At 61.5% G+C, this 13,220-nt stretch carries 7 protein-coding genes; 3 read left to right on the forward strand and 4 right to left on the reverse strand.

Annotation, left to right across the window (positions count from 1 at the left end):
* Positions 1-80 precede the first annotated feature (80 nt).
* Positions 81-2,513: a ComEC/Rec2 family competence protein gene (locus VHD36_02330; protein ID HVU86128.1), complete on the reverse strand. Its 2,433-nt coding sequence runs from the start codon at positions 2,511-2,513 to the stop codon at positions 81-83.
* A 335-nt stretch (positions 2,514-2,848) separates the two neighbouring features.
* Here VHD36_02330 and VHD36_02335 point away from each other — a divergent pair, with 335 nt between their 5' ends.
* Positions 2,849-5,110, forward strand: coding sequence for a S9 family peptidase (locus tag VHD36_02335; protein ID HVU86129.1), 2,262 nt, complete (start codon positions 2,849-2,851; stop codon positions 5,108-5,110).
* Between the two features lie 48 nt (positions 5,111-5,158).
* Positions 5,159-5,734, forward strand: a complete 576-nt coding sequence (locus VHD36_02340; GenBank protein ID HVU86130.1) for a hypothetical protein — start codon at positions 5,159-5,161, stop codon at positions 5,732-5,734.
* Between the two features lie 102 nt (positions 5,735-5,836).
* On the opposite strand, the gene VHD36_02345 is transcribed toward VHD36_02340, so the two are convergent.
* The 3 genes from VHD36_02345 to panB all read right to left on the reverse strand — a co-directional run bounded on the left by VHD36_02345 (position 5,837) and on the right by panB (position 11,989).
* Complete coding sequence (locus tag VHD36_02345; protein HVU86131.1) at positions 5,837-8,209, reverse strand: PEP-CTERM sorting domain-containing protein; 2,373 nt, start codon at positions 8,207-8,209, stop codon at positions 5,837-5,839.
* Positions 8,210-8,979: 770 nt separating this feature from the next.
* Positions 8,980-11,058, reverse strand: a complete 2,079-nt coding sequence (locus tag VHD36_02350; protein ID HVU86132.1) for a thioredoxin domain-containing protein — start codon at positions 11,056-11,058, stop codon at positions 8,980-8,982.
* A 130-nt stretch (positions 11,059-11,188) separates the two neighbouring features.
* The gene (gene panB / locus VHD36_02355) at positions 11,189-11,989 is read right to left on the reverse strand and encodes a 3-methyl-2-oxobutanoate hydroxymethyltransferase (protein ID HVU86133.1); all 801 of its coding nucleotides are present in this window, start codon (positions 11,987-11,989) and stop codon (positions 11,189-11,191) included.
* A 415-nt stretch (positions 11,990-12,404) separates the two neighbouring features.
* Here panB and VHD36_02360 point away from each other — a divergent pair, with 415 nt between their 5' ends.
* On the forward strand, positions 12,405-13,220 hold the full coding sequence (locus VHD36_02360) for a hypothetical protein (GenBank protein HVU86134.1): 816 nt from the start codon (positions 12,405-12,407) through the stop codon (positions 13,218-13,220).

Genomic DNA, 13,220 nt, shown 5'->3' on the forward strand with positions numbered 1-13,220 from the left:
CTGCTCTCCCGCGCTCAACGGCGCCTTTTGAAGGTATCGCTGTGAGACCACTTTGTGACACCTCTCCGAGAATACTCCGATCAATAGTCGTCGTCCGCAGCGAACCATGTCGGCTCCCTGGAGGAGTGTCCACTGCGCCAGGGCGAGACGTTGAGCGCCGATCGATCGATCCTCACCGTCACCGCGCCGGACTGCGACGTATTGAGCACCGTCGCGCCGCGGCGGCGATAGGCGTCTGCTACAGCAGGCCGATTCGAACGGCTGTCACCACTAATGATCGTCCATTCCGGCGTCGTCCAAGCGACAAAGCCCGGCGGATCGCTTTGCGTGCTGCCGTGGTGCGGCGCGAGCACGACATCGCAATCCAACGGGCTTTCGGCCAGCAGTTCGTCGAGTCCCGGTGACTCCAAGTCGCCCGGTAGCAAAATGCGACGGCCATAACAAACAACTTCGAGCACGACGCTGTTGGAGTTATCGCTGCCGAGCGTGCCGCGCGACGGTGGGTGCAGCACCGTCAGCAGGCAATCATCGCTGCCGTGCAACCGGTCCCCGGCGTAGATCTCGCGCAAGGGTACGCCTGCTCTGTTGATGGCGCCACGTAACTCATCGAGCGCTGCGCCGTCCCCGTCGAACATAACCGGCGACACGTAAATCGCACCGATGCGGAAACGGCGGAGCAACTCGGGAAGGGCGTTGAAATGGTCGATATCCGCATGTGAGATCACGACGGCGTCGATCCGTGTTCTCCCGCGCGACCAAAGATAGCCTGAAATGGATCGTGCCGCCGCCGCCGGAGAGCCAAGTTGTCCCGCGTCGTACAGCACGGTCGAACCATCGGGCAGCGACATTACCGCCGCGCAGCCATGGCCCACCGAGAGAAACGTGCAATCGAACGCGTCGCGCGTCGATTGGTGCAGTTGTGCGGTGATTAAGCCCACGGCTGACCAGCCGGCCAGGATTGCCACACACCAGCGTCGCGGCGGCCGCCACCGATCGCTTGCCGCCCATAATGTCAGCAACGCATAGCAGCCAACAAGCCACCACCACGACGGACCTGGCAGCCATAGATGGCTGCCGGGCACTCGATCAACGAGCGCCACGCCATGGTTTACGCATGCCAGGCAGGCGTCGCACATCCATCCCAAGGGAATCGATAGAGGCCAGATCAACCAGCCCACCGAGACGAGCACGAAGCCCGTGAACAAACCAAGCGCGATCGGAATGGCCAAGAGCGGCGTAAGCAAGAGCGATGCTGGCGAGATCAAATTGAAACGCGCGAGCACCAGCGGCATCGAGACCAGCCAAATGGTCGAGGTGAGGACCATCATCCGTGCTATTGAGGTTCCATACTTCTTGAGCATTCGTGCCGGCCAGGGGCGCGTTCGGGCGATCAGTCGCGTGAGCGGATCCTGTATGCCTTGGGGCGCCAGACGTTGCCCCAGCCAAGCCAATGTGGCGACGGCCAGAAACGAAAGCTGTGTGCCGGTGCGAAACAATTCGGCTGGGTTCATCGCGACGACCACGATTGCGGCCATAGCGAGCAAGTTGAACATGGAAACTGGCCGGCCACTGTAGAGTGCCAAACACACCAACAGCACCATGACCGCGGCGCGGACTGCCGGCGGCTCGGCATCGATCACAAGCGCGTAGAACGTCGTGATGGCCGCGACAGCAGCCAGTGCTGGACCGCGCTGCAGGAAACCGAGTTCCAATCCGCGAAATAGCAAAAAAGCCAACAGCCCGACATGTAGGCCCGAAATCGATAGAAGGTGAACCGTACCGGACTCGTAGAAGTGGCGCGTCGTCGTCGCGTCGAGCTGTTCGCGCTGCCCGAGGATGAGCGCCAGCGCCAGACCTGATTGCGCGCGGCTGAGCGAGGACCAGAGGGCATCGTCGCCGGCTCGTCGCGCGCGATCGAGCCAGCGCCGCGGCTGCCAGGTCGAACCCGGTGCGACAACTGTCACGCATTCCGGGTGATCGGCGGTGAGGCGACACAGGCGTCGGTCGGCCCGCTGGTATACGGCGAAATCAAATTCACCGGGATTTGCTGGCGGAGTTACCGCGCGCAACTGGCCGAAAATCTGCAGTCGATCGCCTGCCTTCACTCCCAGCAGATGACCGTTGACGTCGAGTGTGGTTTCGCCCGACGCATCGAGCCAGCGATCGCCGTCGCGCACTGCTGTTAATCGCAATATGAGCCGACTACGGTCCGCGGTTGTGATCGGCCGCAACGGATCGAACTCCGGCGCCGGCATGCGGCGCGGACTGGCGCGCGCGACGGCTTGCAGGCAGGTGGGCTGCGCGACGTCGGCGGCGAATGCACCAAGCTCGTCCGTCGAGTACAAAGACCAACAGGCCTGGTGCCAGGCCGCGCCGACCGCGGCGAGGGACGCCAGGAGCATCATCGACGCCCAGGCGCGACGCCCGCTGCCCCAGGCGGCGCACCAGCCGCACCACAGCACGACGGCAGCCAACCACCAGACGACGAACCGCGCCGGCGAGTAGCGATCCACCACAATTCCCGCGCAGACGGCGGACGCGACGACAACCAGCGGCTGATAAGCGCGGGGTGGCGACCGGCGTGATTTGCTCGCGGGCAAGTTCACGTTGCCGTCCTTCGAGCCAACAAGTGAGCCAGTGGGTAGGTGTCGTCAGAGTCACTGACTTTAGGCAAAGCACGGCGCGGAAGCCAGTATTCGCCGGCAAGATCGATGGCAGGAGTCGAGAGCCGATTGCGGGGGCGCAAGTGGCGATTTCGTCGGTAATCCGCTATGTTGCCACACAGCCTCAGAGGACGAAACAGTTCACTGGCGAGCGGATTTTGCGCATCTCACAAGGAGGAACAACTATGCGGCTCAGCCAAAATAACCTGTTGCGATGGGTCTTCGTGTTGGCTCTTGCACTTTGTCCGGCGTGCAATCCCGCGGTCGCGGAGAAGGGCAAAAAGGGAGTGGACAACAAAGCCGCCACAGAAGAAATTTCCCCACCCGCAGAGCCGATGCCGGTCGAAGCCAAGGCCGAGCCTGCTGCGACGGCTAAGTCCGCCGAGACGCCGTCCGTCGAAACCGCGGCACCAACGAAGATCGAAAACCCCGGGCCGGCAAAGGTCGATGATCAACCAGCCGCGGCGGCGAAGGCGCCTGCTCCTCCGAAATATCTGGCGGGCGTTCCGCTCATTCCGCGCACCGCGCTGTTTGGAAATCCTGACAAATCGAGCCCACGGATCAGCCCTGATGGCAAACGGCTGGCCTACCTGGCACCGGTCGAAGGGGTAATGAACGTGTGGGTCGGTCCCGTGGACGATCCGTCGGCCGCCAAGCCCGTCACTGAGGACAAAAAGCGTGGCATCCGCGCCTATTTCTGGGCTTATACGAACGACCACGTGTTGTACGTCCAGGATCAAGACGGCGATGAGAACTGGCACGTGTACGCCGTGAACCTGGCGGACAACAAGACGAAGGACCTCACGCCCCTGGCGAATGTCGCGGCGCAAATCGAAGAAGTCAGCGAGAGAGCGCCTGATGAAATCCTGATCGGTTTGAACGATCGGGACCAGCAGTTCCACGACATCTATCGCGTCAACATCGTCACCGGCGAGCGCCAGCTCGTCGAACAGAACAAGCAAGGGTTTGCGGGGTATTTGACGGATGATGATCTGAAAGTGCGCTTCGCCATGCAGTACATGCCCGATGGCAGCAACGTGATTCTCAAGCCCAACGGCTCGGGTGGTTGGGATGACTATATGAAGATCCCCATGGCCGACACGCTGACGACGCAGCCGGCCGGTTTCAACAAGTCGGGGGACGTACTGTATTTCATCGACAGCCGCGATCGCAACACGGGGGCCCTGACGACGATCGATCTCGGAACAGGCAAGCAAAGTACGTTAGCCGAGCATGGTAAAGCGGACGTGGCGGGCGTGATCGCGCACCCGACCGAGAAGACCGTTCAAGCCGTGGCTTTCACCTACACGCGCAAAGAGTGGCAAATCCTCGATCCGGCCATCAAGCCAGACCTCGATTATCTGGCGACGGTGACGCGCGGCGATGTGGAGATCACGAGCCGTTCGCTCGACGATCGCCTGTGGACCGTGGCTTACCTGACCGATGACGGACCGGTGAGCTACTACTTGTACGACCATGAGCAGAAGAAGGCGACGTTTCTTTTCAACAATCGCAACGACCTCGACGGCCTGCCGCTGGTCAAGATGCACGATGTGGTCGTCAAGGCGCGCGACGGCTTGGAACTGGTGTGCTACTTGTCGCTACCCAAAGGAACCGATCCAGATGGTGACGGCCGCCCCGATCAGCCGGTACCGATGGTCCTGGATGTCCACGGCGGGCCGTGGGCGCGCGACGATTGGGGCTACGACGCCACGCACCAACTGTGGGCCAATCGTGGCTACGCCGTGCTGAGCATTAATTTCCGGGGCTCGACCGGCTTCGGCAAAGAATTCGTTAACGCCGGCAACAAAGAATGGGCTGGCAAGATGCACACCGATTTGCTCGACGCCGTCGACTGGGCCGTGACGAACAAGATTGCCGCCTCGAAGCTTGTCGCCATCACCGGTGGAAGCTACGGCGGCTACGCGACGCTGGTCGGCATGACGTTGACGCCCGATGTATTTGCCTGCGGCATCGATCTGGTAGGACCATCGAACATCATCACACTTTTGCAGTCGATTCCGCCGTACTGGCAACCGCAGATTCAACTGTTCAAGGATCGTGTCGGAGATTTTACGACCGATGCTGGAAAGGCCATGCTCACCGACCGATCACCGCTGTCGCACGTGGCCAACATCAAGCGGCCGCTATTGATCGGGCAGGGGGCCAACGATCCACGCGTCAAGCAGGCCGAAGCGGATCAGGTCGTCTCGGCCATGGAGGCCAAGAAGATTCCCGTGACGTACGTGCTGTACCCCGACGAGGGGCACGGCTTTGCGCGTCCGGAGAATCGCATGTCGTTTTACGCCGTGAGCGAGGCGTTTCTGGCCGTGCATCTGGGCGGCCGGTACGAGCCCATCGGTACGGCCTTCGCCGGTTCCAGCATCACGGTGCCCGTCGGAGCTGACGAGGTGCCGGGTTTGGCGCAGGCTCTACCCCAGAAGTAACGGTGCGGGAAGGTCCAAGGTCCATCGGTCGAATCGAGGAGACTGATTATGTTTCGCGCGATCAAGCCGGGCGAACGTGCAACGCGGGCAGCGCTGTTTTTAGCAATGGTCGGCGAATTGAGCGTGCTCTCGTCGCATTCGGCGCTTGCCCAGGCGCCGGCAGCCAGCGACGCAACGCCGCCGGGCGAAGGACGCCTGTACAATCTCATGCAGCGCCCCTTCGTCGTGCAACTCCACCGGGCCGACGGCGTGAAGTGGTCCGACGGGTTTGTGATTCAACCAGGAAAATTCTACGCGGTGCGCGTACCGCGACCCGGCGAGCGCAGCGACATTATGGGGCTTTCCGGTAACGGGCAGGGATTCGTGATCGTGCGCTTCAAAGATCCCAAGCTCGGCGGCTTTCGCACGCTGCGCCTCACGGCAACGAACGCCAACACCATGAAACTCGAGCCCAACTGGTTTGCCGTTGAAGACTCGAATGGAATCATCAACCTTCTGCAAAACGCTAACTTGGCCGAGGCCAAGGCGGCCCAAGAGAACCTTTTGAAGGAACCCGCCATGACTCCCGCGGAACTGCAGAGCATGAAGCGCACGTTGCGGGCGAACTATGTGCTCACCGATTAGTGACCACGTTGCAAAGGCAAAACATTCGCGCTAAAAATCGCCGCCGACGGATCCTCGTAACATCCGCCGGCGGCGATCTCGTTTTCTTGGGCCGTTATCGACCTATGCTCTGGCGCCCGAACTACGCCGACAACGTGCGCAACCCGCGATCACGACGCCCAACCCGGCCAGCACGAGAGTCGAAGGCTCGGGCACCTTGTAATTCACGATCAGTGAGTCGCCGGTGGCCATGACGCTGAAATGGCCGATCAACGGGTTTTGGAAGCTCGAGGTATCGACCGTGAATCCCGCGGCACCAGACAGCGTTAGGCCGCTGGTAAGAACCGTCCAACTGTAATTGTGCGTTGGATCAAAATCGGGAACGAGCCCGGGCTGATTGCCAGCCGTCAACGACTCGAGCGAAATGGTGTGGGGAAGTGATCCCAACAGGACACCTGCGCCGACCGACATCAGGCTCCAGCCCGTGGTGCCACCGGCGGTGCCAGTGGCATCGTTGATGGCAATCTTAAGAATGCCGCCCGCGTTCCAAATTAGCGATCCGGCGGTGAGCGTTCCGGGGCTGTCGCCCGGGGCGAGCGTGCCGGAAAACGTCAGGCCGCCCGTAATTTGACCGGTGCCTGACACGTTGCCCGTTGAGTTGACGCCGGACGCTTGCAAGACGCCGTCGACGTGCAGCATTCCGCTGTTCTGTACCGAGAGCACGTTGATCGAACCCTGCTGGATGTCCACGGTTCCCAGGGGGCCGACACTGAGATGGCCCAGAGCGATGCCATTTTGGACGCCGATGTTTACCGTACCGCCGTTGGTAACGGAAAGCTGGGCGGTCCCGTTAAAATTGCCGCCCAAGGAGATCAGGGATTTGGCTCCCTGGATAACGTTAAACGACGAGCCCGCTCCATCCACATCGAGTGCCCCGTTGTTTCCGGCATTGGGAGCAATAACAACCTTCTCGCTCCCCAAAAGGGCATTTACGACCGCTCCGTTTTGGACGTGAACTGCGCCTTGAAAAATATTGAAACTTCCATTGTTGCCGTCGGTGAAATTCCCTGTCGTGCCGGCTCCATCGAAGGTCAGGTTATTGTTGTTGTTGATATTGCCGCCGACCCCCAAGGCAAGTTGAGAGGCGCTCAGCGTTGCTCCGTTTTGCACCGTGACGGACGCCGTTGCGCCGCTGCCATTGCTTCCTAGTGTCAAAAAGCCATTCGGCACCGACAGACGGGATCCGGCCCCATCGACGGTTACCGTTCCCGAAGAGCCGCCGGTGACCGCGACCCCCACGTTTCCCAGAGTGACCTGCGCGCCCCCCGTGACGGAGAAGCTGCCGGTTCCGGCGTTGCCCACGGTGGCAGAACTGATGGGATTGTTGGTCGCAGTCGAAATGAGGGACGACGTGGCGCCGTCGATCGTCAACGAGCCATTCGAGCCGGCCACATCTCCGATGATGAGGGGCTGGCCCTGGGTATCCAGCTTTCCGCCGCCGGTGATCGAAAACTTTCCGGTACCGCTTTCGCCGATGAAAAGTGAGCCGTTGGAATTACCCAGTTGGTAGGAAGAGCCGGCGCCGTCGATCTTCATCGTGCCGTTTCCACCGCTTTGAAAGCCGAGATAGACCGGTGCTCCTACCGACCTGCCGGTGGCGCCGGCGGTGAAATCCATTTCACCTGTGCCGCCGTAGCCTACATAGAGCTCGTGGCTATCGTTCGAACTCGTACCGTTGGTCCAGGTCGATCCGGTGCCGGTGACCGAAAGCGTTCCTTGCGAGCCGGCCGCGTAACCGATGTACTGCTTTGTGAGCGAGTTCCCCGCGGCTCCGTTCTGAATCGTGACACTGCCGGTTCCACCATAGCCCAAATACGTATCAAACCAGGTCGATTTTGCCCCCGAGGCGGTGACGGTGCCTTGCGACCCGGGTTGGTTGCCGACGTACGTTGCGCCGGCGCCGCCGCTGAAGACGTTGACCGTGCCGGTTCCGCTGCCACCGATGCTGCCCGTGCCGAAGAAGGTGCCGCTGGGGCTGGAGCCGTTGACGATAACGGTCCCCGTGCTGCCGGCCGCGTTGCCGACCGCACCGTTTTGACCGGCCAATTCTCCGAGCAGAAGCGTAACGTTGCCGACGTCGCCGGAGGTATTGCCCACAATCACGGTGTTGGCCATCGAATCGATCGTGGGGATTTGGAACGTTACCGTGTCGTTATCGACTTCGATCGCGTTAATGTCGAACGCAATCAACGACGGTGTTGACACGGTGTAACCGCTCGACCCGAGATTGTAGATGGCGCTATCGCTGATGGTCTGAGGAACGCCGACAGGGCTCCAGTTCGTGGCCACCGTGGGATCTCCCGAGACCGGCGCCGCCCAGAAAAAATCGGTTGCACGAGCCTGACGGGCAAGCACAAGCAGCCCGAAGAGAATGGCAACAAATGCCGAAATCGTGCGCGAAGCCGCGCGGTCACGGACGCGTTGAGTGCGTTGCATTAGTCGATCTCCCTGTCCAATGAATGTCGAATGATCGGATAACATGCGCGAGGCGTCGTGCCCTCGCCGATCCGTCACGCGGATCGGGTTGTCCCGAAGAGCGCCGAGAAACGGTGAGGACCGTCTGCAGAAGGTCGCAACTTGCCTGGGACCTCAGGGGCCCGTGCGTGGGCGACGAGCGGCTGTCGACAAACAGAAAACAGGATAAGAGCTAAGCGAGCCGGTCCCGACGCGAGTTGCCTGCGAACGTTCTTTGGTTTTCTGGCGCTAAGATTGCTCCCACGTCAGTAGCGTTCTCCACGGGTGCACAAGGCAGCGATCGGCATTTGCATGGGTGCTGCACGAAGGCCCATGGCGCGGGGACCATGTCGCCAACGTCCCGTGTGGGCTCGCCCCGGATGAAGAAAATAAAGTGGGACGAGCGGGACCAGGCTGGTGCGACAATTCGGGCGGTGCGAATGGCACCGCAGCCGCGCAAACAAATTGGATTCGTCGGCAAAAAAACTGCTGCTGCGCCACAAAGGGCGCAGCGCAATCACCGAACGTTAGAAGTGCCTCATTAGCGTACTCCGCCCGCAACGCGCTCTGTTCCGCAAAGCGCGGCGCCGCAACCATTCGGCCACGACGTTACCACCCGGAAGTGTAGAAAGGCCGCCGGACGAACGCAACAAGATTTTCCCAAAAAGTAATCTTCCGACTTCGGCTAATACTCAAACAGGGAGAGAGCCTTGTGTATTTCCGGGGAATTGCACGTCCAGCCAACGCGAGGATTAGCGGTTCCACCGATCGAATTCGGCCGTGATGGCCGCGGCATCGGCGATTGGCTCGCGGCAGGCGAAGTTTTCGCAAACGTACAGGACCGGTTCGCCACCATTTTCTTGTCCAGCGCCCGCCATGCCTTTGCCCTCGAACAAGGGGGCGAGAACCGCGCCTTGGTGTTCGGTCGGGCGAGCGGCCACGACCTTGGCGGGCCAGAATCGTCGCCGCAAATCGGCCAACACATTGCTAACCGCTGCGCTACGCGAATCGCCGATCAGGACTAGCTCGGGAGTCGGCCCTTGCGCGAAATCAAACGCGATCAGCATCTGCGCCGTGGCCATTGGGTGCTTTTGCATCAGATCGGCGAACAGCCGTAGCGTCTTGTCGGCCGCTTCCAGGTAATCCGTCCTGCCCGTCAACTTGCCCAGGCGTAATAGCGCCGTGACGGCCATGGCCGTGGCGCTGGGAGTGGAACCGTCCTGGATCTCGGCCGGCCGGGCGACCAGCGTCTCGTGATCGTCGGCGGTGAAGAAAAAGCCACCACGCGCCCGATCGGCGAAGCGAGCAAGAATAATATCGGCAAGGACGACTGCTTCGGCAATCCAGCGTTCGTCGAAGTCGGCTTCGTACAACGACACAAGCGCATCGGCCAGGCAGGCGTAATCGTCCAGGTACCCATCAAACCGCGCGGCGCCGTTGCGGTACGCGTGCAAAAGACGGCCATCGTCGCGCCGCATGCGCTCAAGAATAAAATTTGCCGCCTGCGCAGCGGCCGCGACATACGCAGGCACTCCCAGCGCAGCGCCGGCTTGCGCCAGCGCCGCGATCATCAGCCCATTCCAATTCACGAGAACCTTGTCGTCGAGCGCCGGCGCCACGCGTTTGGCGCGAGCGGCCAGCAATTGCTTGCGGCTGTTGGCTAACTCTTCCTCCAGGTCATCCGGTTCGCGATGGAGGACACGTGCGCACTGATCCAGCGGTTTCGGGCGGTTGAGGATGTTGCTCGCTTCGAAGTTTCCGGCGTCGCTGACGTCGTAAACGCAACAAAAGGTTCGCGCGCGATCCGTGCCGAGAACTTCCTCGACCTCGGCCGGCTTCCAGACATAGAACTTCCCCTCTTCGCCTTCGCTGTCGGCGTCCTGCGTGCTGCGAAATCCGCCGGCCGGATCGCGCATTTCGCGCAGCACGTAATCGAGTGTTTCGCGCACGACCTGGGCGTAACGTTCGTCGCCGGTCGCCTGAAAGGCTTCGATATAGCACGAGGCCAAAAGCGCGTTGTCGTAGAGCATTTTCTCGAAATGGGGAACGAGCCAATGATCGTCGACCGAGTAGCGGTGGAACCCGCCCCCCAGATGATCGTAAATGCCGCCGGCCGCCATCTTGTCGAGTGTCAGCCGCACCATGTCGAGCGTTTTCGCGTTGCGGTCGCGTTGCCACAGTCGCAGCAGCAAACGCAGGTCGATGGCGTGCGGGAACTTGGGCGCGCCGCCAATTCCGCCTTCGCGGGGATCGAACAATCGCGCCAGCTCGCCTTGGGCTGCGGCGAACGCCGCCGCCGTCGGAGCCTCGGCGGGCACAGCTAATTGCGTCATCGAAGTTAACTGATCGGTCAGTCGTTGCGCGGCGCTGGTTACCTCCGTACGGCGGTTTTTCCAAGCGTCGAGCACAGCGGCCAGTACCTGGTCGAAGCCCGGCATGCCCATGCGCGCATGGGGCGGAAAGTAGGTGCCGCCGTAGAACGGCTTCAACTCCGGCGTCAGGAATACCGACATCGGCCAGCCGCCGCGGCCTGTCAGCATCTGCACGGCGCTCATATAGATTTGATCGAGATCGGGACGCTCCTCGCGGTCGACCTTGATCGATACGAACCCGGCATTCAGCTGTGCGGCGATCGCCGGGTTTTCAAAGCTTTCGTGCTCCATGACGTGGCACCAGTGGCATGCCGAGTAGCCAATCGACAGAAAAATCGGTCGATCGTCTTGGCGAGCCCGTGCGAGCGCCTCGCTTCCCCACGGATACCAGTCGACCGGATTGCCCGCATGCTGCAAGAGATAGGGACTGGTTTCATTGGCCAGGCGATTGGGCATCATGGACACTCCTGCGAGAAAGCCAGACGCATGCGGTCAGGCCATTGAAGGCACGACCGCGAGCCGAAGCGAGCAAATCGTGGGCCGGAGCAAAGACGCCGGCTTAGCACGCGGTGACGTGGAACGTGCCGCCTTATTTGAACGAATGCCCGGCGTCCGGGTAAGTGCCGTCGCGCACTTCTTGCTGGTAGCGCTTGGCCGCCTCTTGAATATCGCGCCCCAGGTTGGCGTAGGTCTTAACGAAGCGCGGCAGGTAGCCGCTGGTGATACCCAGCATGTCGTTCACGACCAGCACTTGTCCGTCGCAGCCGGGCCCGGCGCCGATGCCGATCGTGGGAATGGCTAGCGCCTTCGTGATCCGCTCGGCCATGCCCATAGGGATGCACTCCAGCAGTACCGCAAAGGCTCCGGCGTCCTGGGCGGCTTGGGCATCAGCGAGGAGCTTTTCTTCGTCGCGCTGGACCTTGTATCCCCCCAGCACGTTCACGCTCTGCGGTCGCAGGCCACAATGCGCCATCACGGGAATTCCGGCTGATACCAGGGCCCGGATCGTGTCGGCCTGCTCGGCCCCCCCTTCCAGTTTGACCGCTCGGCAATGGGTTTCCTTGAGGATGCGACCGGCCGACTCGACCGCCTTGCAGGCCCCCAGGTGACACATCGGGAAAGGGAGGTCGACGATAACCAGGGCTCGTTTGACAGCCCGCCCAACCATCTCGGCATGGTAGATCATCTGGTCCAAGGTGACGGCCAGGGTCGAGGGGTGCCCCTGCACGACCATCGACAGGCTGTCCCCTACCAGGATGGCGTCTATGCCTGCCTCGTCGAGCAAGGTCGCCATCGCGTGGTCATAGGCCGTCAATACGCAGATCTTCTGACCAGCGGCCTTCATGGCCACGAATTGCGTCACGGTCATCGGGCCGGCGCTTGTACTCATGAGCAACTTCGAACCTGGAAGGGCGGGCAGTGGACGCAATCAACCCCATGGAACAATTACCACAGGCGTCGTTGGCATTGTTACGGTGGTCGCCCTAGCTGACAACCGCAGTCAAGCGCGCCGTCCTTGCGCACTGGATGCGATTTCTGCGTTCGGTCTGGTTTAAAGGGAGGGCATGACCAAGGAACGTAAAAGCATAGGTCGCGAGGAAAACCGCGGCAAAACGCCGCATTTCTGCGCTGCAGCGGCAAGGCCTGTTGCCGTATCCAGCCCGCGACCCGCTCCATCGGGTCCGACGGATGGGGTAGCAAAACAGTTGGCGTTCGACCGCCGAGACGATATCGTGGCAAAGAGGGAAGGGCGGCTGAGCGAGGGCAATGGAAGAGATGAGTTCCAGGGGGGAGAGGTGGCGAATATGACGCGCTCGACTGGTTTGATATCCGGATTTGTCCTGGCAGTGGCCGTTTGGTGCTCGGCCGTTTGGTCCTCGGGCGAGGCCCGTGCCCAATACAACAATGCGCAGCTCAATCGCAAGGCGCAACTCTTGCAACTGCCGGTCGTCGACCTGAAAGGGACGGTCGAGCAGGTTGGCGCCGACGGAATGACCATCAAATGCGAGGGGCAATCGTTCCTGCTGGCGGTCGATCCGTCGCATACGAAGATGGTATGCAGCGGGACGGCCGAGCGCTCTTACCTGAAGCCCGGCGTCATGGTGCGCTTCGAGGGTGAATTCGATCGCCGCATGCAACTCAAGGGAGGGCCGCTGGAAGAGGTTTGCGTCGTCACTCCCTCGGAGACCTCGCAGCCGGGCATTCACACAGATTCGGAGGGTGGTTCCGGGGGCGAGGGGGACGAGTACGAGCGACGTCCCAAGCAACGCGGCGCCAGTGAAAACTGCGTCGTGATTGGCGTGATCAAGTTGATCAAGGACGGCCAGTTGCAGGTCGTGGCCGATGGCAAGCCAGTAAAGGTCCCGTTAGCCGACGACGCCGAGATCAAGGTCGAGGTCGACGACTATTCGCTGGCCGCTGCCGGCGATGAGATCGTCGTGCGCGGCCGCACCGTGCAGCCTCCGCAAGGACAGCAGGCGGGGCAGGTCTTTGGCGAGGACGTGGCCATCACGCTGTCTCAGCCGCTGGAATCGACCACGAAGGCGCCGGCCAGGAAAAAGAAATCTGGCAAGGGGGCCCGGCCGGTCAAACGGGCCGTCGATCCGGATAATTTCGAGTAG

It is taken from the genome of Pirellulales bacterium (assembly GCA_035546535.1).
Taxonomy (GTDB): domain Bacteria; phylum Planctomycetota; class Planctomycetia; order Pirellulales; family JACPPG01; genus JACPPG01.

Bases quoted from the DNA above. Each gene is read 5' to 3' on its own strand.
- VHD36_02360 (HVU86134.1), top strand. From the start codon at position 12,405: ATGACGCGCTCGACTGGTTTGATATCCGGATTTGTCCTGGCAGTGGCC.
- VHD36_02350 (HVU86132.1), bottom strand. From the start codon at position 11,058: ATGATGCCCAATCGCCTGGCCAATGAAACCAGTCCCTATCTCTTGCAG.
- panB (HVU86133.1), bottom strand. From the start codon at position 11,989: ATGAGTACAAGCGCCGGCCCGATGACCGTGACGCAATTCGTGGCCATG.
- VHD36_02335 (HVU86129.1), top strand. From the start codon at position 2,849: ATGCGGCTCAGCCAAAATAACCTGTTGCGATGGGTCTTCGTGTTGGCT.
- VHD36_02345 (HVU86131.1), bottom strand. From the start codon at position 8,209: ATGCAACGCACTCAACGCGTCCGTGACCGCGCGGCTTCGCGCACGATT.
- VHD36_02340 (HVU86130.1), top strand. From the start codon at position 5,159: ATGTTTCGCGCGATCAAGCCGGGCGAACGTGCAACGCGGGCAGCGCTG.